18 protein-coding genes are annotated in these 22292 nt (G+C 70.3%); 6 read left to right on the plus strand and 12 right to left on the minus strand.

From position 1 onward, the window contains the following. Window positions 1-16: 16 nt before the first annotated feature. A complete protein-coding gene (locus AABA78_RS01990; protein WP_338261378.1) occupies window positions 17-1003 on the plus strand; it encodes a DUF3108 domain-containing protein in 987 nt (328 codons plus the stop codon). A 116-nt stretch (window positions 1004-1119) separates the two neighbouring features. On the opposite strand, the gene AABA78_RS01995 is transcribed toward AABA78_RS01990, so the two are convergent. From AABA78_RS01995 to cysS, 7 genes are all read right to left on the minus strand, one after another. Beyond that, the gene (locus AABA78_RS01995) at window positions 1120-1470 is read right to left on the minus strand and encodes a hypothetical protein (RefSeq protein WP_171413027.1); all 351 of its coding nucleotides are present in this window, start codon (window positions 1468-1470) and stop codon (window positions 1120-1122) included. 72 nt (window positions 1471-1542) lie between these two features. Next, on the minus strand, window positions 1543-2928 hold the full coding sequence (locus tag AABA78_RS02000; RefSeq protein ID WP_338261379.1) for a hypothetical protein: 1386 nt from the start codon (window positions 2926-2928) through the stop codon (window positions 1543-1545). 61 nt (window positions 2929-2989) lie between these two features. Continuing rightward, window positions 2990-3508: a DUF507 family protein gene (locus AABA78_RS02005; RefSeq protein ID WP_120527258.1), complete on the minus strand. Its 519-nt coding sequence runs from the start codon at window positions 3506-3508 to the stop codon at window positions 2990-2992. Window positions 3509-3646: 138 nt separating this feature from the next. Continuing rightward, window positions 3647-5587, minus strand: coding sequence for an excinuclease ABC subunit UvrC (gene uvrC / locus AABA78_RS02010; RefSeq protein ID WP_338261380.1), 1941 nt, complete (start codon window positions 5585-5587; stop codon window positions 3647-3649). Between the two features lie 8 nt (window positions 5588-5595). Continuing rightward, a complete protein-coding gene (uvrB, locus tag AABA78_RS02015; protein ID WP_338261381.1) occupies window positions 5596-7746 on the minus strand; it encodes an excinuclease ABC subunit UvrB in 2151 nt (716 codons plus the stop codon). Between the two features lie 79 nt (window positions 7747-7825). Then, on the minus strand, window positions 7826-9502 hold the full coding sequence (locus AABA78_RS02020; RefSeq protein ID WP_338261382.1) for a M28 family metallopeptidase: 1677 nt from the start codon (window positions 9500-9502) through the stop codon (window positions 7826-7828). Between the two features lie 44 nt (window positions 9503-9546). Next, window positions 9547-11016 (minus strand): cysteine--tRNA ligase, encoded by a 1470-nt coding sequence (gene cysS, locus AABA78_RS02025; protein WP_338261383.1) that lies wholly within the window; start codon window positions 11014-11016, stop codon window positions 9547-9549. Window positions 11017-11144: 128 nt separating this feature from the next. Between cysS and AABA78_RS02030 the strand changes: the two genes are divergently transcribed. Next, window positions 11145-12788 (plus strand): FHA domain-containing protein, encoded by a 1644-nt coding sequence (locus tag AABA78_RS02030; protein ID WP_338261384.1) that lies wholly within the window; start codon window positions 11145-11147, stop codon window positions 12786-12788. Between the two features lie 307 nt (window positions 12789-13095). On the opposite strand, the gene AABA78_RS02035 is transcribed toward AABA78_RS02030, so the two are convergent. Further along, the gene (locus AABA78_RS02035; RefSeq protein ID WP_014398206.1) at window positions 13096-13590 is read right to left on the minus strand and encodes a CarD family transcriptional regulator; all 495 of its coding nucleotides are present in this window, start codon (window positions 13588-13590) and stop codon (window positions 13096-13098) included. 338 nt (window positions 13591-13928) lie between these two features. On the opposite strand from AABA78_RS02035, the gene AABA78_RS02040 reads away from it, so the two are divergent. Together AABA78_RS02040 and AABA78_RS02045 are read left to right on the plus strand one after the other, a co-directional pair. Then, complete coding sequence (locus tag AABA78_RS02040; RefSeq protein WP_338261385.1) at window positions 13929-16253, plus strand: DNA internalization-related competence protein ComEC/Rec2; 2325 nt, start codon at window positions 13929-13931, stop codon at window positions 16251-16253. Next, window positions 16240-16500 (plus strand): hypothetical protein, encoded by a 261-nt coding sequence (locus AABA78_RS02045; protein ID WP_120530179.1) that lies wholly within the window; start codon window positions 16240-16242, stop codon window positions 16498-16500. The genes AABA78_RS02040 and AABA78_RS02045 overlap by 14 nt, the downstream gene beginning before the upstream one ends. A 9-nt stretch (window positions 16501-16509) precedes the next feature. Here AABA78_RS02045 and AABA78_RS02050 read toward each other — a convergent pair whose 3' ends face one another. Next, the gene (locus tag AABA78_RS02050; protein WP_171413034.1) at window positions 16510-17715 is read right to left on the minus strand and encodes a carbohydrate-binding family 9-like protein; all 1206 of its coding nucleotides are present in this window, start codon (window positions 17713-17715) and stop codon (window positions 16510-16512) included. A gap of 186 nt (window positions 17716-17901) precedes the next feature. On the opposite strand from AABA78_RS02050, the gene AABA78_RS02055 reads away from it, so the two are divergent. Continuing rightward, entirely contained in the window at window positions 17902-18537 is a 636-nt protein-coding gene (locus tag AABA78_RS02055; RefSeq protein ID WP_171413035.1) for an outer membrane beta-barrel protein, read from the plus strand. A 129-nt stretch (window positions 18538-18666) separates the two neighbouring features. Next, on the plus strand, window positions 18667-19503 hold the full coding sequence (locus AABA78_RS02060; protein ID WP_338261386.1) for an FHA domain-containing protein: 837 nt from the start codon (window positions 18667-18669) through the stop codon (window positions 19501-19503). 11 nt (window positions 19504-19514) lie between these two features. On the opposite strand, the gene AABA78_RS02065 is transcribed toward AABA78_RS02060, so the two are convergent. The 3 genes from AABA78_RS02065 to AABA78_RS02075 form a co-directional block, all read right to left on the minus strand. Continuing rightward, window positions 19515-19877, minus strand: a complete 363-nt coding sequence (locus AABA78_RS02065) for a PH domain-containing protein (protein ID WP_370469443.1) — start codon at window positions 19875-19877, stop codon at window positions 19515-19517. A gap of 142 nt (window positions 19878-20019) precedes the next feature. Then, on the minus strand, window positions 20020-20916 hold the full coding sequence (locus AABA78_RS02070) for a tetratricopeptide repeat protein (protein WP_338261387.1): 897 nt from the start codon (window positions 20914-20916) through the stop codon (window positions 20020-20022). A gap of 56 nt (window positions 20917-20972) precedes the next feature. Continuing rightward, on the minus strand, window positions 20973-22283 hold the full coding sequence (locus AABA78_RS02075) for an adenylosuccinate synthase (protein WP_338261388.1): 1311 nt from the start codon (window positions 22281-22283) through the stop codon (window positions 20973-20975). Window positions 22284-22292 lie beyond the last annotated feature (9 nt).

Raw genomic sequence — 22292 nt, forward strand, 5'->3', positions numbered from 1 at the left:
CCTGGGAGGAAGCAGAATGAACACCATGCGCAACCTCGTCGCGGCCTGCCTCGCCTTCAGCGCCTTCAGCGCCATCCCGGGTCAGGCCCAGGAGGCCCGGCCCCTCCCGCTCAAGTCCATCCTGAGCCCTTCCACGAAGGCGCCCGCGACGGACGCTCCCGCGGACGCCGCGAAGCCCGCGGACGCACCGGAGAACACCGGCGACGCGGCCGCCGCCGCAGCGCCCGGCGAGCCCGTCGTCGCGGTGAAGCCGTGTGAACAGGGCCTGCCCACGCTGCGCTCGCCGCTGGCGTTCAAGCCGGGGGAGATGCTCGAGTTCGACATGGACGCCATGGGCGCCAAGGCGGGCAAGCTCACCATGCGCGTGCAGCGCCCGGCGAACGGCTCGCTGCCGGTGCTGGTGGAGGCGCAGACGAACACGCTGTTCTCCAAGGTGCGCCGCGTGCGCGGCAGCGCGACCAGCTACCTGCACCCGAAGACGCTGCGCCCCTCGCGCTACACCGAGGAGGCCGTGGAGAACGAGCAGCGCCGCAAGGTGAACGTGGACTTCGGCGCGCAGGACAAGAGCGTCAAGGTGGACTACCAGATTGGGGACCGCCCCAAGGGCCACTTCGACTACGCGTTCGACAAGGACGGCCTGGACGTCGCGGGCGCCATCTACCTCATCCGCCAGCTGCCGCTGAAGAAGGACCTGCCGGTCTGCTTCGACGTGTACGGCATCCGCCGCATGTGGCGCATGACGGCCACCGTGGTGGAGCGCGAGCACGTGTCGCTGCCCCTGGGCGAGTTCGACGCGTGGCACCTGGCCGGCACCGCCGTGCGCCTGGACCGGCCGTCGCAGACGCGCGACGTGCACGTGTGGATCACCGATGACGAGCGCCGCCTCCCGCTGGCCGCCGTGGGCGCCATCGACCTGGGCGCCGTGCGCCTCACCCTGTCCGGAGTGAAGCGCCCCGGTGAAAAGCCCATGGAGGCCCAGGGCAAGGAAGACCTCAAGTGGTAACGGAGCCCCTGGCGGCTCCCGCGGAGGCCCTGCGGGACTCCGACGGTGGCCTCGAACCGGCAGGGTCTCGTTGAACGCGGCGGTGCGCCACCCGAGCTCGCGGTAGCGCCCGGCCGTCAGCCGTTGCGGACCATCCCGGCGGCCTGAGACAGGCGGCGGCGCAGGTGCGTCACCACCTCGTGCAGGTCCTCCAGGCGCTGGAGCACGTGCAGGTCCTCGCCCGCGTTCATCAGGGCGACCGGCGTCAGCGTCTCGCGGTGGAGGGTCAGGAGCAGGTCGTGGAAGTGGGCCTGCACATCGCCCAGGGCATCCAGGCCCTCGCGGAGGTCATCCTCCACGAAGTCCAGCAGGACGCTTGCATCCGCGCGAGCGGGCAGCGTCCGGGCCAGGCGCTCCACCGCCCCGCGAACAGGGTCGGTGCGGCGCAACATCGCGGAGGTGGCGAGGGCTGCGACGGAAGAGGGCATGCCCCGGACGCTACAGGCACGTAGCGTCCGGTCAATTTTCCATCCCCCCACCCGCCGGTGCGAAGCCCGCCGTCAGCGCGCGGGCCCCGCGGCACCGCCCGTGGCCGCCGGGGCCGCGGCACCCGTGGCGGGCGCGGCGTTGGCCGGGGCCGGCGTGGCGGGCAGCGCGGTGCTGGGAGCGGCGTTGAGCGGCGCGGGCGTGCCCAGCAGCGGTCCCGGCGTGCCCGTGTTGAGCGGCGCGGGCGTGCCCAGGATGGGCGACGCGGGCGTGCCGGAGGACTGCGTCAGCGGCGGCACCGTGGCGAGGATGCCCGGGCTCACCTGGCTGGTGCCCACGAAGGCGTTGAAGTCCGGCGCGGACACCTGCGGCGTCGTGAAGCCGCCCACGGACACGCCCGCCACCGTCGGCGGCGTGGTGAAGGTTCCCTGCCCCACCGTGGCGTTGGAGCCGGGCTGCACGCCCGACACCACCGCCGGCGGCTCGGAGGGCGCCGCCGGTGCGAAGGTGCCGCTGAACGTCGAGGGCCCCTCGGACGGCAACGCGTTCGCAGTGGGCGGGGTGATGGTCGTCGTCCCCGCCGCGCCCACGCCCGTGGTTCCGGCCGTCGTTCCCGCGGTCCCGCTGCCTCCCGTGGCCGGAGCGAAATGCGGCGGGGACATAGGGGGCACCGCCGCCGGGAACGCAGTGGGCGCCACTGGCGTCAGCGACGCGAGCGACGCGGGCAGGTCCCCCGTCACCGGCACCACCGGCACGGACGGCACGCGCGTCCCGTCCACGTTGATGGAGACGTTGTCGAAGACGAACTGGATGAACCCGCGCGGCTCCACCTCCGGCGGCAGGTTCCACGCCAGGACCACCACCTCCGCGTCCCCCGGCCGCGCTTCGCGCAAGAGCCGCTTCGTGTCGTCATCCGAGTACGTGCCCGCGTCCAGCGCCGCCGCATGAATCAACGCCGAGTCCGTCACCAGCGTCCCGTTGCGCCACACGCTGCCAATGCCCCAGACGGCCATCGCCGCGTGCGCGCGCGTCGTCGCGCGCCAGCCAATGCCTGTTTCCCCGTAGATGGACGTGCCCATCAGCACGCCGCCCTCGATCAGGTGCGGCGGCGGCGGCGGGAGCGGCCCGGCGGGCGCCCGCGACATGGCCTGCCTGGGTGGGAAGCCCGTCTGCGTGAGTTCCACGCGGTAGTCCGCGCCGCCAATGCGCAGGCTCGCGGAGAGCCGGGCCTTGTCGCCGAAGGTCGCGTTCGCCAGGCCGACCCGGTCCTGCACGGAGAAGGACACCTGCCCCGTGCCCCGCTCGGTCAGGTCACTGTACGGCAGAGGACCCTGGAAGTAGTACCCGTCCGGCTGCTCGGTCCTCGCGCTGGCCTCCCGGCCCTCGAACGTGAACCCGTCGCCCCCTGGCGCCGCCGCCAGGAACCCGGACAGCAAGATGCTCGTGATTGGACCCGCCATCGACGCTGCCTCCCTTGAAGTTGAAGGTAGGCAGCGGAGCGGGCCGTGGCACGCCCCGGGACTAAATCAGGCCGCGGGCGCGGCGGATCTGCTCGACCGTCTTGTTGTACTCGATGTCGAAGGCGCTCGTGCCCTCCTGCAGGTGCTTCAGCCGCGAGCGGGCCTCCTTGTCGATCTCGTCGTCGACGTCCAGGTGCTTCTTCATGCCCTGGAACATCTTCTGACGCAGCACGTTGTCGGGGGAGTAGACCTCCTCGACGTTCCGGCTGATGAGGAGGAACTCAATCATCTGGTTGATGACGTACTCGATGCCCTCGTCCCCCATCTTGAAGCCGCGCACGTCCGCCATCTCGCGCTTCACCTGGTTGAACTTGGAGTAGTCATATCCCCGACGCTCCAGGGCCTCGCGCGTCGCCTGGTTCACACGCTCTTCGTTGGCGAGGTACTCGCGCATGATGGCGGAGAGATCCATCTCGGCGTCGGCCACGCGCATCGGCTCCACCTCGATGTCCCCGTCCTGCATGAGCTGCTGAATGGCCTCGCGCGAGATGATCGGGATCACCTTCGGATACAGCCTCATGTCGGTCCCTCGTCCTCTTCAAACGTGCTCGGATCTTCAACCGCTATAAATCAGCGCCGAGCATGGTCGCAATGAAAAACCCTAGGAACGTCGCGGGTTCCAGCGGCCAGTCCCCCCGGCGTCCGAAGCGGAACTTAATCATGCCGCACCGGGTGGCGACCCTCCATCCGCTTTTTCGTGCACGGGTTCGGAGGCGTCATCCAGGGACGCCTCGCGCACGGGGTCCTCGGTGTCGTCCTCGGGGTCGCCATGCAGGCCCGCGTGGACGCGCTCGGCCATCGCCGGGCCCACGACCTCCGCCAGCTCCTCGATGCTGGCGTCACCCACCCGCTTGAGAGAACCGAAGTGGCGCAGCAACATCTTCCGCCGGCCTTCGCCCACGCCGGGAATGTCCTCCAGCGCGGAGCGCATGGCGCTCTTGCGCATGGACTTGCCCTGGAAGGTGATGGCGAAGCGGTGGGCTTCGTCCCGCATGCGCGTGAGCATGAACATTTCCGCCGAGTTCTGGGGCAGGACGATGGGGTCCTTGCGGCCCAGCACGAAGACGCGCTCGGGGCTCTTCGCGCTCTCCGTGTCGCGGTCGAAGACCTCCTGATCCCGGCTCTTGGCCAGGCCCACCACGTCCACGCCCTCCACGCCCAGGTCCTTCATGGCCGCGTGGGCGCTGGCGAGCTGGCCCTTGCCGCCGTCGATGACGAGCAGGTCCGGCAAGTCGTTGTCCTCCAGCCCGCGCTTGAGCCGGCGGGTGATGACCTCGTACATGCTGGCGAAGTCGTCCTGCTTGTCCACGGTCTTGATCTTGTATTTGCGGTAGCGCGACTTGTCCGTCTCGCCGTCGGTCACGGCCACCTGCGACGCGACGATGGAGGAGCTCTGGAAGTGCGAGATGTCGTAGCACTCCATGCGGCGCGGGAAGTTGCGCAGGCCCAGCTTGGACTGGAGCCGTGACAGCACCGTGTCCGTCTCGTCCTTGGTGCGCTTGCGCTCGATGAACGCCTGCTCCGCGTTCTTCACCGCCATGTTCACCAGCTCGTGCTTCTCCCCGCGCTTGGGGACGAAGACGCGCACGCGCTCGCCCTTGCGCTCCGAGAGCAGGGCCTCCAGGCCGTCGGTGCCGTCGCCGGGCTCCAGGGGCAGCAGCACCTCCTCCGGCACGAAGCCGCCCTGGTCGTAGTAGAGGTTCACGAACGACGCGAGCAGCTCGTCGTCCGGGAACTCCTGGCTGCCGAAGGGGAAGGCCTGGCCGCCGTTGAGCCGGCCCTGTCGCACGTGCAGCACGTAGAACAGGATGCGGTCGCCCTCGCGATACAGGGCGAAGACGTCCTGGTCCTTGAAGTCGGTGGTGGCCACCTTCTGGCGCTCCAGGCTGCGCTCGATGGCGAGCAACTGGTCGCGGACGCGCGCGGCCTCCTCGAACTTCAGCTCCACCGCCGCGCGCTTCATGCGCAGGCGTAAGCCTTCGATGAGCTGCCCCGCCTTGCCCTCCAGGAACATGGCCACTTCGTCCACGCTCTTGCGGTAGTCCTCCGGGGACACCGGGTGGACGCAGGGCGCCGGACACCGTCCGATTTGATACAGCAGGCACGGCCGCTTGCGGTTGGCGAGCACGTGGTCCGTGCAGGTGCGCAGGCGGAAGAAGCGGTTGATGAGGCGCAGCGTTTCGCGGATGGCGCCCGCGCTGGAGTACGGGCCGAAGTAGCGCGCGCCGTCCTTCTCGTACTTGCGCACCACCTCCAGCCGGGGGAACGGCTGGGTGCGGTCCAGGCGCAGGGAGATGAACTGCTTGTCGTCCTTGAGCAGGACGTTGAAGCGCGGCTTGTGCTTCTTGATCAGCTCGTTTTCAAGGAGGAGGGCCTCCTTCTCGTTGTGGACGAGCACCGTCTCCAGGTCGCCCAGCATCGTGTCCAAGAGGGACACGAAGACGCGGGTGTCGCCGGAGCGGTTGAAGTAGCTGCGCACGCGGCTGCGCAGGTTCACGGCCTTGCCCACGTAGATGATGGTCCCGCGCTTGTCCTTCATCAGGTACACGCCGGGCTCGGTGGGCAGCGCGTCCAGCTTCTCCTGCAGCCGGATGTCCATGGCGGGTCCTAGTTCTTGCGCGACCGCGAACGGCCGGGCGCCCCCGAGGAACCGCTACCCGACGACGCCGACGGACGTCCGCGTCCCCTCCCCTTCTTCGGGGTGGTGCCGGGCTGATCCACCGCCTTGGGCGGCGCGCGCAAGAGCGAACGCGAGGCGGGCTTGAGCCCCAGGTCCATGTCCTTGAGCAGTTGGACGCGGTCGCGGAACTCAGCGGCCTTCTCGAACTGCATCTCGTCCGCGGCCTTGAGCATGTCGGCGCTGAACTCCGCGATGAGGCGTTTGATCTCCTTGGGCTCCAGGAGGTCGTTCTCCCCTTCCGCCGCCATGGGCAGCGCGCCCGCGCCCGCGTCGTAGTCCGGGATGTTCTCCGTGAAGTCGGTGATGTTGCTCTTCACCGAACGCGGCGTGATGCCGTGCTCCAGGTTGTACGCGCGCTGGATGTCGCGGCGGCGGGTGGTCTCCTCCATGGCGCGCTTCATGGAGTCGGTCATCTGGTCCGAATACATGATGACGCGTCCGTTCACGTTGCGCGCCGCGCGGCCAATGGTCTGGATGAGCGACACGTGGCTGCGCAGGAAGCCTTCTTTGTCGGCGTCCAGGATGGCCACGAGCGACACCTCCGGGATGTCCAGGCCCTCGCGCAAGAGGTTGATGCCCACGAGCACGTCGAACTCGCCCCGGCGCAGGTCGCGGATGATGGCCATGCGCTGGATGGCGTCGATGTCCGAGTGCAGGTAGCGCACCTTCACGCCCACGTCGCTGTAGTACTCGGTGAGGTCCTCCGCCATGCGCTTGGTGAGCGTCGTCACCAGCACGCGCTCGTTGCGCGACACGCGCACGCGGACCTCTTCCAGCAGGTCGTCCACCTGGTTGCCCGCGGGGCGCGTCTCCACCTCCGGGTCGGTGAGGCCGGTGGGGCGGATGATCTGCTCCACCACCACGCCCTTGGACTTCTGCAGCTCGTACTCGGCGGGGGTCGCGGAGACGAAGACGACCTGCTTCACCATCTCCTCGAACTCCACGAACTTCAGCGGGCGGTTGTCCAGCGCGCTGGGCATGCGGAAGCCGAAGTTGACCAGCGTCTCCTTGCGGGCGCGGTCGCCGCGGTACATGGCGCCAATCTGGGACACCGTCTGGTGGCTCTCGTCGATGAGGACCAGCATGTCGCGCGGGAAGTAGTCGATGAGGCACGGGGCCGCTTCCCCCGGCGCGCGTCCGGTGAAGTGGCGCGAGTAGTTCTCGATGCCGTTGCAGTAGCCGACCTGTTCGATCATCTCCAGGTCGAACATGGTGCGCTGCTCCAGCCGCTGCGCCTCCAGCAGTTTGCCCTCCGCCTTGAACTTCTGGAGCTGTTCGGCCAGCTCCTCGCGGATGGTGCGCATGGCGTTCTGGCGCGCGTCCGCGCCGGCGACGTAGTGGCTGGCGGGGAAGATGACGATCTTCTCCAGCTGGCCCAGCGTCTGGCCGCGCAGCGGGTCGAACTCGGTGATGCGCTCCACCTCGTCGCCGAAGAAGCTGACGCGCACGGCGCGCTCCTCTTCGTACGCGGGGAACACCTCCACGGTGTCGCCGCGGGCGCGGAAGGTGCCGCGGTGGAAGTCCAGGTCGTTGCGCTCGTACTGGGCCTCCACCAGCTTGCGCATGAACCCGTCGCGGCCCATGTCCTCGCCCACGGTGGCGCGGATGGCCAGGTCCACGTAGCTGCGCGCCGCGCCCAGGCCGTAGATGCAGGACACGCTGGCCACGATGATGACGTCGTTGCGGGTGCGCAGGCTGTGCGTCGCCGAGTGGCGCATCCGTTCGATGTTGTCGTTGATGGACGAGTCCTTCTCGATGAAGGTGTCCGTCGACGGGACGTAGGCCTCGGGCTGGTAGTAGTCGTAGTACGAGACGAAGTACTCGACGGCGTTGTTCGGGAAGAGCGCCTTGAACTCGCCGTACAGCTGCGCCGCCAGCGTCTTGTTGTGCGCGATGACCAGCGCGGGCCGGTTCACGTTGGCGATGAGGTTCGCCATCGTGAACGTCTTGCCTGAGCCGGTGACGCCCAGGAGGGTCTGGTAGCGGTCGCCGCGAAGCAGGCCCTCGGTCAACTCCCCGATAGCCCTTGGCTGGTCACCCTGCGGCTTGTGCTCACTGACGAGTTCGAACTCCGGCATAGAGGACAGATCTAACATCCCCGCCGTCTGTGTACTGAACCTTCGTGCACGTCCGTCCGGCAAAGGACGGGGCGCCCGCCTACTTCGCGGGCGGGGCCTTCAGTGCCTCCAGGGACTTCAGGCGGGCGGCCTCGAACTCGTCCCCCTTGTTCCACACCGGCATCTCCGGGGCCTTCGCCACCTGGGCGCCCACCAGGAAGAACAGCCGGGTGTCCTCCACGGCGCCGGACAGGTCCCACTCCGGGCGGACCTCGTCGGAGGGCTGGTGGTAGTGCTTCGCCTCCCACTGGCCGCGCTGCGCCTTGCCCCACCCCTCCGGCCGGCCGATGAAGTCCATGCCGCTGCCGAAGTAGGCGGCCGGGATGCCCTGCCGAGCGAAGTTGAATTGATCCGACCGGTAGAAGAACCCGCGGTCGGAGAGCTGATCCGCCTTCACCGTGCGCCCCTGCGTCTTCGCCATCGCGGTGACGAAGCCGTCCAGCGAGGACTTGCCCAGGCCGATGACGGTGATGTCGCGGGTGCGGCCCAGCACGTTGCCGCCGTCCACGTTGATGTTCGCGGCGATGCGGCCCGCGGGCACCGGCGGATGCCCCGCGAGGTACGCGGAGCCCAGCAGGCCGTACTCCTCCGCGGCCACCGCGGCGAAGAGGATGGAGCGGCGCGGGGCCGTGGGCAGCGCGGTGAAGGCGCGGGCCACGGACAGCATCGCGGCCACGCCCGCCGCGTTGTCCAGCGCGCCGTTGTAGATGACGTCCTCGCCGGGCTTGCCGTCGTCCTTCTTGCCCAGGTGGTCATGGTGCGCGCTGTAGAGCACCACCTGCTTCGCCAGCGTGGGGTCGCTGCCGGGCAGGAGGCCCAGCACGTTGGCGGTGGGCCGGCGGCGCACCTCGTTGGTGAGGCTCACGGACAGCGTCACGCCCAGCGGCACCGGGTGGAAGTCGCGCTTCTGCGCGGCGGCGCGCAGCGCGTCCAGGTCCTGCCCCGCCAGCTTCATCACCTGCTTCGTGGCGTCCTCGGTGGTCCACGCCTTCACCTGGAGGCGCGGCGCGTCCCCCGCGGGCAGTTCGAACTGCTCGCCGGTCCACGACGTGCGCACCACCTGCCACGGGTAGCCCGCGCTGGGCGTGGTGTGGATGATGATGGCGCCCGCCGCGCCCGTCTTCGCCGCCTGCTCGTATTTGTAGTCCCAGCGGCCGTACCAGAGGCGCGCCTTGCCGGCGAAGAGGCGCGGGTCGTCCTCCGGATCATTGTTGAGGATGACCAGCGTCTTGCCCTTGAGGTCCGCGCCCTTGAAGTCGTCCCACTGGTACTCCGGCGCGACGATGCCGTAGCCCACGAACACCAGCTCGGACGCGTCCAGCTTCGCCGCCGGGGCTTGCACGCCGGACACGGCGATGAAGTCCTCGCGCGGCTGGAGCTCCACGCGGCCCGCCTTCGCCTGGAAGGTCATGGTGCCGGGGTGGCTGTTGATGCCCATGAGGTCGAAGCGCTGGAAGTAGCTCCCGCCCTCCGCGCCCGGCTTGAGGCCCAGGCCCTCGAACTGCGTGGCGATGTACTCCTGCGCCAGCGCGTCACCGCGCGTGCCCGGGCCGCGGCCTTCCAGCAGGTCGCTCGCCAGGAAGCGCACGTGCGCGCGCAGCAGGTCCGCGGTGATGGCCTGTTCGGCCGTCTTCTCCTGCGGCGTGACGGTGGGCGCGCCCGCCGCGAGGACGGACGCCGAGCACAGCGAAACGAACAGCGCGGGGAGGAGCCTCATGGCCCCGTGCGTAGCATGGCCGCACGGGGCCCCCCAGCGGGTTTTCAGGCGGCGGGCGCCGCCACCTTCCAGGAGGTGCCAGCAGGCGTGTCCATGATGTCCACGCCCAGGGCCTTGAGGGCCCCGCGCACCTCGTCCGCCTTCGCGAAGTCCTTCGCGGCGCGCGCGGCGGTCCGCTCGGAGAGCAGCCGCTCCACCTCCGCCACGTCGATGCCGCGCTCGCGCACCGCCCGATCCCGGCGGCGCAGGAGCCACGCGCCCGGGTCGTCCTCGAAGACGCCCAGGACGCGGGACATCTCGCGCACCTGTTCGCGCAGCGCCTGGAGCGTGCGGCCCACGAGCGGCTTGTCCTTCACGGGCGGCTTGTCGGTGAGTTCGTTCATCAGGCCGAACTGGCCCGACAGCGCGCCCAGCGCGCCCGCGGTGTTGAAGTCGTCGTCCATGGCGGACTCGAACTCCGTGAGGAAGCGCGCGGGGTCGCCGTGCAGGGGGCCCTTGCCGAAGTCCTTGCCCGCCACGCGCTCGTCCACCTTGCGCAGCGTTTCGTAGAAGTACTCCATGCGCCCTTCGGCGTCCTGGAGCGACTTCTCAGCGAAGGTGAGCGGGTGGCGGTAGTGCGTGGAGAGGAAGAAGAAGCGCAGGGCCTCCGCGTCCACCTTGGCGAGCGCGTCGCGCAGGCGCACCACGTTGCCCAGCGACTTGGACATCTTCGCGCCTTCCAGGTCCAGGAAGCCGCAGTGCATCCAGTACTTCGCCATCGTCTGGCCGGTGGCGGACTCGCTCTGGGCGATCTCGTTCTCGTGGTGGGGGAAGATGAGATCCAACGCCCCGCCGTGGATGTCGAACGTGCGGCCCAGGAACTTCTCGCTCATCGCGGAGCACTCGATGTGCCAGCCCGGCCGGCCCTTGCCCCAGGGGCTGTCCCACGACGGCTCACCGGGCTTCGCCGCCTTCCACAGCGCGAAGTCCAGCGGCTGGCGCTTGAGGTCGCCGGGCTGCACGCGCTCGCCCTGGCACAGGTCATCCAGGTTGCGCTTGGACAGCTTCGCGTAGTCCTCGTCCTTGTCGACGGCGAAGTACACGTCGCCCTTCGCCTCGTAGGCGTAGCCCTTGTCCACGAGCGTCTGGATGATGGCGACGATCTCCGGGATCGTCTCGCTCACGCGCGGGGACACGTCCGGCTCGCGCAGGTGCAGCGCGTGGACGTCCTCGCGGAAGGCCTCCACGAAGCGCGAGGCCAGCGCCACGGGCTCCTCACCCGTCTCGTGCGCGGCCTTGATGATCTTGTCGTCGACGTCCGTGAAGTTGCGCACGTACGTCACCTTGAAGCCCCGGTAGCGCAGGTAGCGGACCACCACGTCGAACGACGTGAAGGTGCGTGCGTTCCCGATATGGATGTAGCTGTAGACCGTGGGCCCACAGACGTAGACCTTCACCTCGCCGGGCACGAGCGGCTCCAGCGGCTCCTTCTGCATGGACATCGTGTTGAAGAGCCGGATGGATGAGGGGGCCACGGTGGAAGGTCCTCCTTTGGGAACAGGGCGGGCGCGGCACTTGCGCAACGCGATACACACTCTAGGATCCCGGGTCCCACACAGGCCAGCACTTGGCGTTGGAAGCGTCGGATAGGGAGAATCGCCGCATGGCTCCGCCGAATCCGAAGCGTCCGCCGCGCCCTCCCCGCCCTCCCGGGCAGCAGGCGTCTTCGGACGACCCGGAGGAGCTGCCCTTCGACGACGACGAGGTTTCCCCCCTCCAGGCGGATGATCCGCGCCCGCAGCGCGTGCCCCAGTATCCGGCGGGCCCCCGGAAGGTGAAGCGGCGCGGGCCGGGCGAGCGGTCGAAGTCCGACCGGGAGCTGTCGCCCCGGTACGACTGGGCGAAGGAGTATTCAGATCCGGGCGTGACGCCCGCGTTCGTGTACGTGGAGCGCGGGCCGGGCGCGGGCCAGCTCGTCCCCCTGCACCAGGGCTCCATCACGCTGGGCCGGTCGTCAACGTCGGACCTGAGGCTCCAGCACGCGTCCATCAGCCGGCGCCATGCGCAGCTGACCCGGCGGGGCAACGCCTTCACCGTGCGCGACCTGGGCAGCCAGAACGGCACGTTCGTCAACCGCCTGCGCATCAAGGGCGAGGTGGAGATCCGGCCCGGAGACGAGCTGAGCCTGGGCAACGCGACGTTGCGGCTTCGCGGTTCGGGGGCCGGGCCGGCGGTGAGCCGGACGTCGCTGGATCCGCTGGGGCCTCGCAAGGTGAAGCGTCCGCTGAACGGCGTGGCGGTGGCGGTAGCGGCGGCCGTGGTGGGCTCCGCGGTGGCGGCGTTGATCAGCGTGGTGGCCGTGCGGATGGCGGACCGGACTCCCGCGCGGACCCCGGCGGAAGGCGCTCCGAGCAAGTCCCCCGCGACTCCGGCGCCCCCCGCGGACGACGCTCGCGACACCGGGGCGGAGGCGCCCGCGAAGGAGGCCCGTGCCGTGGAGGCGGAGGCTCCCGCGAAGGAGGCCCGTGCCGTGGAGGCGGAGGCTCCCGCGAAGGCCTCGGACGTCGGCGCCGGGGAGGCCACTGGGCTGAGTGCGACGGACGTTGCCCGTGGGATGCACGAGCACACCGTGTCGGGTGCGGGTGAAGGGACGACGCCCAGCGCGATGGACGTCGCTCGCGGCATGCATGCGAGCACGGGGGACGCGAAGGTCGTCAGCGCTTCGGATATCGCGCGGGGGACGCACTCGGGACAGGCGGCTCCCGGGGCCGTGGAGATTTCTCGCGGCATGCATGCGAGCACGGGGGCCTCGAAGACGAGTGAAGCGCATGTGGGCCAGGTCGTCGCCGCGTCCGGGCGGAAGGCCCTTCCCTCCGCCGAACCGTCGGGGTCTCCGGATGAGCGCCAGCGCGCGGACATCCTCTCGCGCTACGAGTCCGGGGATGTCGCCGGGGCCCTGGCTCAGGCGAAGCGCGCGAACCTGGCCCCCCTGGTGCAGCAAATCACCCGCTTCCAGGTCGCGGAAGCCGCCGCTCGGGCCGCCCTGTCGCAGCAGGACCGTCCCCGGGCGCTCGATGCGCTCGGCGTCGCCGTTCGGTTGGACCAGGAGCTGTCCCACGGCTGGAGCCGGCAGGGGGCCGGACTTCGCCGCCAGCTCGCCGGTCTGTACGTCCGCACCGGCCAGGACGCCGCCAAGGCCCAGCGCTTCGCCGACGCCCGCGCGGCCTTCACCGCGGCCCTCCAGTACGACGCCGACAACGCCGATGCCCGCGCACAGCTGGCCGCGCTTGCAGTTCAGGCGCCTTGATCAGGCCAGACGCGCCGCCCCCAAGCCAGGCTCGCCCAACTGGTCCGACTGTCGGACCAGTTCATTCGGTAGTGGCCCGGGAGGCCTGGGTTGCCCAACTGGTCCGACTGTCGGACCAGTTCATTCGGCAGTGGCCCGGGAGGCTTGGCTTGCCCAGGTGGTCCGACTGTCGGACCAGTGCTTCAGGACTGGGCCACGGGACGCCTGGATGCCGGACGCTGAAAACACGACGCCCCGGATTCCATCGAGGGAACCCGGGGCGCGAGGTGCGAACGCGGCGGCGTGGGGCCGCGCGTCACGCTGGGACTCAGGCGAGGTTGAAGATCTTCTTCAGGTCGGACTCGACCTCTTCCTCGGAGCAATCCTTGGCCAGCGACAGCTCCTTGATCAGCAGCGAGCGGGCCGTGTCGAGCATCTTGCGCTCGCCGAACGACAGGTCCTTGTCGCCCTTGAGCAGGTACAGGTCGCGGAGCACCTCGGCGATCTCGAAGACGGAACCCGTCTTGATCTTCTCCATGTACTCGCGGTACCGGCGGTTCCACGTGGTGGAGTCGACGGAGATGTCCTTCTCGCGGAGGATGGAATAGACCTGCTTGACGTCCTCCTCGCTGATGATCTCCCGAAGGCCGACCGAACCGACCTTGTTGATGGGGATCATGATCCGCATCCCGTTCTCCAGGATGCGCAGCACGTAGAACGACTGGCGCTGCCCGGCGACCTCGGTGTGCTCGATGCCCATCACCTCACCGACGCCCTGGCCCGGATAAACCGCCTTGTCACCAGTCTTGAAGCTGGTCTGCACTAAATGCCTCCTTGGAGAAAGCTTCGACCCCGGCCTTCACGCCCGCCACTACTACCACAAACCACATCCACGGGCAACGAAATCGCCTTGACCACCCGATGACAGCCGCACTACGGTGTCCGGTTTTGTGTGCGGTGTCGCTCGGTGTGTGAGCGCCGCGTGACGGACAGGGCGGTGGGTGGGGGTGGGTGTTGGTTCGTTATGCGTGGCGCGACCTGGGTACGCGTCCGTTGTTCTTTCCAGCGCTGAGCCTCTTGCTCGGCGCCCTCTGGGCAACCGGAACAGAGAGCTCCGCCGGGGTATTTCTCCTCTGCGCGCTTTGTCTGGGACTGTCTGGAATGGCGCTCGGCCCGCTGCCTGGAGCGCATCTGGCGGTGCTGGGCGCGCTGGTCCTGACGGGCGCGGGGCTTTCCGGTTTCGAGGCCCGCGTCGAGGTGCCTCCTTCGTTGAGGGACGGAGGCAGCGCGGTCCTCGAAGGAGAGCTGGAGCGCGTGGAGCGCTTCGACGGTGCCCTCCGCCTGCGGCTCGCGGTGTCCCGTGCCGGGCTCCTTCCAGAGCCACCAGTCACGGCCCGCTTCCGTGCCAGCCTTTCCGGGCGCGGTGAGGGGCTGGAATTGCAACCCGGGCAGCGCGTGCGGGTGGAGGCCCGGCTCGCGCCGGATGCGCCTCCCTCCAACCCGGGCGAGCGGGACTTCGCGTCGGCGCGTCGGCGGCAGGGCGTGGCCTTCACGGGAGGCTTCGTGCCGGGACGGGTGCTGGCGCTCTCCCCTGCCCCTGCGTGGCGGCTCGCGCTGGAGGACGTGCGCGGACGGCTGACGACGGCGGTGCACGGCGTGGCGCCTTCCGCGGACGCGGCGGCCCTGTTCCTCACGCTGGCCGCCGGACAGCGCGCGGACCTGGACGCGGCCTGGGAGGACGCCTTCTCGCGGGCGGGGCTCGCGCACGTGCTCAGCGTCAGCGGACTGCACGTGGCCGCGCTCGCGCTGATGACGCTGGCCCTGCTGAGGCGGGGCCTGGTGCGGCTGGGCGGGCGCTGGCGGACGCTGGAGGCGCGCCGGTGGGCGGCCCCGGCGGCGGTGCCTTTCGTCTGGGCCTACGTGCTCTTCACGGGCAATCAGGCGCCCGCGGTGCGCTCGGCGGTGATGGCCACGGCGGTGCTGCTGGGGCTGGCTTTGTGGCGGCGCGCGGATGGGCTCAATGGACTGTCGCTCGCGGCGTTGGTGCTGGTGGCCTGGACGCCCTCCAGCGTCGTGGACCTGTCGCTCCGCCTGTCGTTCCTCGCGGTGCTGGGACTCGTGTTGTTGTCGCCCGCGCTGCGCGAGGCCCTGCCCCTCGCCCCGCCGGATCCGTCCGAGCCCCGGCGGCTGAAGCGATGGACCGGCCAGGCTCGTGAGACGGTGGCTCAGACCTTGTGCGCCAGCGCGGCGGCGACGCTCGTGGGACTGCCCGTGGTGGCGGCGGCGTTCGGCCGGGTGAGCTTGGCGGGGCTCGTGTCCAACATCGTCGCCCTGCCCCTGTGTGGCGTGCTCACCGGGCTCGCGGCGGGTGGCGCGGCCCTGTTCGTCGTGGCGCCTGTCGTGGCAACGCCGGTGCTGTGGGCGGGGGCCTGGGCTTCGGAGCTTCTGCTCATGCTGACGCGGGGCTTCGCGGCCGTGCCCTTCGCCGCGGTGGAGGTGCCGGGGCTGGGACCGTGGCTCGGCGGGGCGTACGCGATGGGATTGGGAGGCTGGGCGCTCGGCTCGGGACGTTGGCGATGGCTGGGCGTGCTCGTTCCGGGGGCGGTGCTGGGGGCCTTGCTGCTGCCCGTGCTCACTCCGGAGCCGGCGCTGCGGATCACCTTCCTCTCCGTGGGCCAGGGGGATGCGGTGGTGCTGCGCTCGCGGGGGCACCATGCGCTGGTGGATGCGGGCGGCGTCCCGGAGGGCTCGGACACCGGGGAGCGGTTCGTCCTGCCCTTCCTCAAGTCCGATGGCGTGTCGCGGCTGGACCTCGCGGTGCTCTCCCATCCGCATCCGGACCATGCGCTCGGACTCGTGTCGACCCTGGCCCAGGTGCCCACCGAACGCCTGTGGCTTTCAGCTGGGACCACTGAGGGGCCGCTGTCCCGGCGGATTGTCGCGGCCGCGAAGAGCGCCCTCGTGGAGGAGGTGCAGGTGGGGCAGCCCGCGTTCGCCCTGGGTGAGGCGACGCTGGAGGTGCTGGGGCCTCCGGTGGACCGGGAGTTGATGGAGGGCGCGAACGACCGGAGCGTGGTGCTGCGCGTGCGCCATGGCGACGTCACCGTACTGCTGGCTGGCGACGTGGAGGCGGACGGCGAGGCCGCGCTGGAGGAGGCGCTGGGGCCGGTGACGGTGTTGAAGGTGCCGCACCATGGTTCGCGCACGTCGTCCACCGCGTCGCTCCTGGAGCGCACGCGGCCACGTCACGCGGTCTTCTGCGTGGGCCGGCGCAACCGCTTCGGCTTTCCCCATCCGGAGGTGGAGGCGCGCTACCGCGCCCTGGGCACCGAGTGCTGGCGCACCGACCAGGACGGCGCCATCACCCTGGAGAGCGACGGTCAGGACGTCCGGCTGGTGTCCTTCCTGCCGCGTCCGGATTCCGCCCCCTCCCCGTTGCCGGGAGTGGGGGGCAGGCCCAGCTTGAGCGGTGATGATCTCCGATGATCTTGATCTGCGGAAACTCACCGCCGACCTGAAGGCACGACTTGGACCGGGCGAGCCCGTGGGCTATCTGCGCGGCAAGTCCCTCATGCGCGACATGCTGCTCGACATGAGGGAGAACCGGTTCTCCGAACTGGAAGCCGAGGAGCTCGTCGACACGCTGGAGTCCCGGGGCTTCGTGCGCTTCCTGGGCGATCCGGCGGAGCGCTCCGTCGCGGACGCGCCGTGGGACATCTCACCCCACGCCTGACGCTCCCGCCTACTGGAAGACGAGCCACGCGAAGCGCGGCAGGGCGTGGAAGTCTCCGATGAAGAGGGGGGAGAAGGCCTGGCCTTCCACCTGCCGGCGGTCGTGGTGCTCCAACCGGTAGAGGTTGAAGCGCCAGCGCTCGCCCGGCTGGGGCGGGATGTGCGGCACCTCCGCGAGCCGGTTGAACGGGATGGCCAGCTCCACCGTCCAGCCCTCGTCGCGGTCGGACGCGTCGTCCAGCGTGCCGCGCACCTTCACCGCCGTCTTCATCCCTGAGTCCCACGACAGGTCCATGCCCTGGCGCCGCGCGGGGAAGTACGCGTCGAAGATGACGTTGTGGGGGGACACCTCCAGCTCGTTGTACGTGCGCCCGTCCGCGTTCGCGTCGAGGAACACCTCCACGACCTCCTGCTCGTAGATGGAGTCGTCGCGGTTGCGCAGCGTGCCCCAGATGTCCGGGTCCTCCACGTCGAAGGCCACGTACAGGTTCGCGTCGTCGTAGACGAGGCGGGCCTGGGTGCGCAGCCGTCCAGGCCGGCCGTCAAAGCTGCCCACGAGCGTCACCGGCTTCGCGCCCTTCCAGGCCTCGTCGTCCAGCGCGCCGTCGAGCACCGGCGCCTTCTTCACTCGCGTGACGGTGTACTCCGGTAGCGAGGGAGGCTCACCGCCCAGGAGCGGGCCGCGCACGCGGTTGTCACCCTGATGCATGCGCGGATCATCCACGGAGAGTCGTTCGTCGCCGCGCCAGAAGCCCATCACCAGACGGGCCGGCACGGACGGCATGGCGACGGTGTGCACGTCCTCCAGCACCTTGCCCACGGGCCAGGTCTCCAGCGGCGCGGCCCCGTCCTGGAACTCGTGGTCCGCGTTGGCCAGCATCTGGCCGCTGTCCGGATCCACCACGTGCACGAAGAAGTGGAAGTCCTGCGGCGGCGGACGCACCGCCTGGAAGTAGTGCGCGATCCGCACGGGCTGCCCCGGCGTGGGCCGCTCCGGCGTCACGCGCGAGCCCAGGTAGACGATGGCGCCGCCCGCGAAGGTGGCGCCGCTCCTGAAGGTCAAACCCTCCGGCGCCGCGTCGAGCGTCCGCGGCGTCGTGGGCGCGGGCAGCCTGGGCGCGCGGTGGGCGGGACCCGCCTGCTCATCGCGGCACGCACCGGCGACGAACAGGACGGAGGACAGCAGCGGGACGAGGACAAGGGAGCGGAGGCGCATCGAAGGCGCGGAGTCTACCCTTCCCCGTCTTCCAGGAAGCGTTCTTCCACTCCCGGGGCAACGCCTTTCCTGTGCATGGGCAACCCGTCCGCAAGGGAGGGCGGCCGAGCCAGCGGGCCCCCGAGGCCCGGTTGGCATGGACGAAAGGACACCCCACTTTTCGGTCCAACACAGGGAGGGGACCACATGAGCAAGGGATTGTTGGCTGGCGCGGCGGCGGTGGCGGTGTTGGCGGCGGGCTCCGCACAGGCGGCCTCGACGGAGCTGCGCAGGTCCGCGGACATGCGCGGATTGACGTTCCTCGTGGGCGGCGGTGTGGAGGGCTACACCAGCGGGCTCCGCGACCAGATTGATCCAGGCCTGGCCTACGGCGTGACGGTGGCCATCAAGCCCACGAACGTGCTCGGCCTCGAGCTGGGCTACACGGGCGCCATCAGCGAGTTCAACACCGGCAGCGTGCTGGCGACGAACGCCAACGGGCCGGACATCGTGCGCAACGGCGCGCAGGCGGCGGTGACGCTGGGCCTGACGGCCACGCCCATCCAGCCGTACATCATGGGCGGCGTGGGCCTGAGCCGCTACAACGTGCGCGCCTTCGCCCCGGGCTTCCAGGACGACACGGTGGGCAACGTACCGGTGGGCGCGGGCCTGCGCCTGCACCTGGGCAGCTTCACCGCGGACGCGCGCGTGAACTACAACTTCCTGTTCGACCAGGAGTTCGCCCTCACCGTGCCGCCGTCCGACGTGGACCTGGGCGGTGACGAGACGTTCAGCAGCGGCGGACGCTACGTGGGCACCATCAACCTGGGTGCCACCTTCTAGACAGAAGCCAGGGGCACCGCCGTCCCGGCCTCCGGACATGGGAGGCCGGGGATGGATGGGAGCCTGGGGGCAACCTCGCGAAAACGCGACGTCCGGTGGCAGGCGTGAGGCTTGCTGCCGGGCGTCCGCATGCGCTTCGAATTCGAGCACCTGGGCACCCCCACCCCGTTCGAGCTGACCGAGGGCCACCACCTGCTGGGCGGTGGCCCCGAGGATCACATCCACCTGGAGGGCCTGCCTCCAGGGCTGTTGACCCTGCGCATCGACTCCGGCCGGCTCATGGTGGAGGCGGTGCGCAGCTTCACCGTGAACGCGGTGCGCGTGCTGCCCGGCGTGTCGCGCCTGGTGGTGCCCGGTGAAGTGCTGGGCCTGCCGGACGGCATGTGCCTGCGCGTGCTCGCCGAGCCCAGCGCCCCCGAGCGCGGCGTGGGCACGGTCGCGGTGCTCAAGGGCCTGCTCACGGACGCGGAAGCCCCGCCGTCCCGCGCCGCCACCCTCACCTGCCTCACCGGACTGGACGTGGGCCGCAGCCATGCGCTCGCGGAGGCGAACACGGACATCGGCCGGGGCGACGGCGTGGCCCTGCGGCTGCGCGACCGGGCCGTGTCCCGGATGCACGCGCGGATCCGCCGTGAGGACTCGGGCTTCGTGCTGGAGGACCTGGGGACCCCCAACGGCGTGTTCCTCAATGGCGTGCGCCTGGAGGCCCCCGGACCGCTGACGGACGGAGACGTCGTGGAGCTGGGGCGCTCGCTGCTCCGCTTCCAGGCGGCGTTCGATGAGGCTTCAGGGGACGCCGCGCCCGTGCCCCAGCCCGTGGCCGCCGTGGAGGCGCTGGCCGGAACGGAAACGCCGCGGCCTCCCGAAGGGAAGCCACGGCGGCGCGAGGGGTGGATCATCGCCGGGGCCGTCGCGCTGGCCACGGGTGCCCTGCTCGTCGCCTCCTTGCTGGCGGCGGCCGGCTGAAGCGGGGCGTGCTACGCCGGCAGGGGCGAGAGGCCTGCGCGCTCCACCAGGAGCCGGGCCAGATACCGGTGGTGACGGAAGAAGCTGGTGAAGTGCACGAAGCCCTTGCTGCCCCGGATGGCGTAGACCGTCACCGGCCCTGGGAGCACGTCCAGCTTGCGGATGTCCGCGAAGGAGAAGCGCCGGGTGCGCACCATGCCGCGGCAGGTGATGCCCCGGGCGTCCACCTCGATGCGGGTGCGGCCGTAGTAGGCGACGGCCACCGCGAAGAAGACGACGAAGAAGGCCGCCGACAGGAACGTCTGCAGCGGCACGCCGTCGAAGTGGAACAGCCAGGCGAAGACGCCCAGCCATAACAGGCCTGCCGCGGCCATCAGCGCGGCGAGCACCTTGCGAGGACGAAAGACCTGTTGCGACTGCTTCCCCTCCACCGTCGGATCGCGTCGGTCCATGCCCTTCAAAATAGTGGGCCGGACAGCCCCTCTGGCGATGCTCGTCTGGCCACCAGGCAGGCGGTCAGCGCAGGCGCTCGGCCTTCTGGCGGGACTCCTCTTTCAGCTCGGGGCGCACGTCCGCGGCGGTGGAGCGGGCGTAGCGCTCATAGAGCTCCCGCGCCTCCAGGTTGCGGCCCAGCGCGCGGTACGCCTCCGCGAGGCCGTACAGCGGCGAGGCCGAGTCCGGCTCCAGCTTCAGCGCGAACTGGTAGTCCGCCGCGGCCTCCGCGTAGCGCCGCAGCCCGATGTTGGCGCTGCCCCGCGCGATGTACGCCACGGTCAGGAGCGGCTCCTGCTGCAGGGCCTGCGTCAGCGTCTGGAGCGCGGGCGCGTAGGCGCGCTGGCTGATGTGCTGGACGCCCTGCTCGTAGGCGCGGCGCGCCTGGGCCCGCGTCGTGTCCGCCACCGGACCCGAGCCCGGCGGCTGTCCCACGTCCTGCGGCGACGCACCGGCCTCCGCCTGCTTCACGCGCGCCCGGGTGATGTTGTCCTGCGCGCTCTGGCGGATGGCGGCGTCCTGGGTGAGGCGCGACGCGGTCTCCCACTCCTCGATGGCGCGCGCGTAGTAGCCGAGCACCGCCAGCGCGTTGCCCAGCTTGAAGCGGGCCTCCACGTGATCCGGGGCCGCGTGCTCCGCGTCGAGGAAGGCGAAGGCCGCCTCGCGGTAGCGCCGCTCGCGCATCAGCGCGTCCCCGTCGCGGATCCGCGTGGCCGCCAGCACCGCCTGCGACGTGCGCTGGGGCAGGGCTTCCGCGGGGCCGGGCTTCGTGTCGGTGGCCGGGCCCGGCGCGCGCGCGGCAGGGGCTGCGGGCTTCGTGTCGGTGGCCGGGGGGTGTACCTGCGCCTGGGCCGGCACCGCCATCGTGCCAAGCCACACCACCGCCGAGACCCCGAGCTGGAACCTGCGCGTGCGAACCATGTCCCTCTCCCGTCCTGGCCCCCGGCGGGCCAGGACCACTTCGTCCTGCGTCCTTCCTAGCTGCGGAAGGGGTTCTGCAGGAGCACCGTCTCGCCGCGGTCGGCGCCCACGGAGACGCACACCACGGGCACGCCGCTGACCTCTTCCACGCGGCGCACGTAGCGCTTGGCGGCTTCCGGCAGCTCGTCGAAGGTGCGCACGCCCGCGAGCTTCTCATCCCAGCCGGGCAGCGACTCGTAGATGGGCTTCACGCGCGCCAGGTCCTCGTAGTCACCGGGCAGCTCCGTGACGCGCTGGCCGTCCAGTTCGTACGCGTTGCAGATGCTGAGCGTCTTGATGCCGCTGAGCACGTCCAGCTTGGTGAGCGCCAGGCCCCAGAGGCCGTTGACGCGCACCGCGTAGCGCAGCACCACGCCGTCCAGCCAGCCGCAGCGGCGCGGGCGGCCCGTGGTGGCGCCGAACTCGTCGCCCACCTTGCGCAGCCGGTCCCCCAGCTCGTCGCTCAGCTCCGTGGGGAACGGGCCTCCGCCGACGCGCGTGGTGTACGCCTTGCTGATGCCCATCACCTTGTCGATGGCCGTGGGCCCCAGGCCCGAGCCCACCGCGGCGTTGCCCGCCACGCAGTTGGAGCTGGTGACGAACGGGTAGGTGCCGTGGTCCACGTCCAGGAGCGTGCCCTGCGCGCCCTCGAAGAGGATGCGGGCGCCGCGGCGGACCTGCTCGGAGAGGAAGAGGGACACGTCGTGCACGTAGGGGCGCAGCCGCTCGCCCAGGGCGGAGAACTCCGCGTGCACTTGCGGCGTCTCCAGGCGCGGCACGTCCACGCCGGCCTGGGCGCAGAGGTCCTTCAGCTCCTCCAGCGCGGCGGGGAGGCGCTCGTCGATGCGGCGGCGCAGGCGCTCCGGGTGGAGCAGGTCGCGCACGCGGATGCCCCGGCGGGCGACCTTGTCTTCATAGGCCGGACCAATGCCCCGCCCCGTGGTGCCGATGGCGCTGCCGCCGCGGGCCTTCTCACGGAAGCTGTCCAGCAGCTTGTGCCACGGGAAGATGACATGGGCGTTGTCGGAGATGAGCAGCTGCGCGTCATCCTTGAGGAAGCCGCGCGGTTTGAGCGCGTCGATCTCCCCGACGAGGACGGCGGGATCCACCACCACCCCGTTGCCAATGACACACGTCTTGCCCGGGTGAAGGATGCCCGAGGGGATCAGGTGCAGGACGGTCTTCTGCCCCCCGACCACCAGCGTGTGGCCCGCGTTGTTGCCGCCCTGGAAACGGACGACCACCTGGGCGTGCTCGGTGAGAAGGTCGACGACCTTGCCCTTCCCCTCATCTCCCCACTGCGCTCCGATGACGACGACGTTCGGCATGGTGCCCGC

This window comes from Corallococcus caeni (genome assembly GCF_036245865.1).
Taxonomy (GTDB): domain Bacteria; phylum Myxococcota; class Myxococcia; order Myxococcales; family Myxococcaceae; genus Corallococcus; species Corallococcus caeni.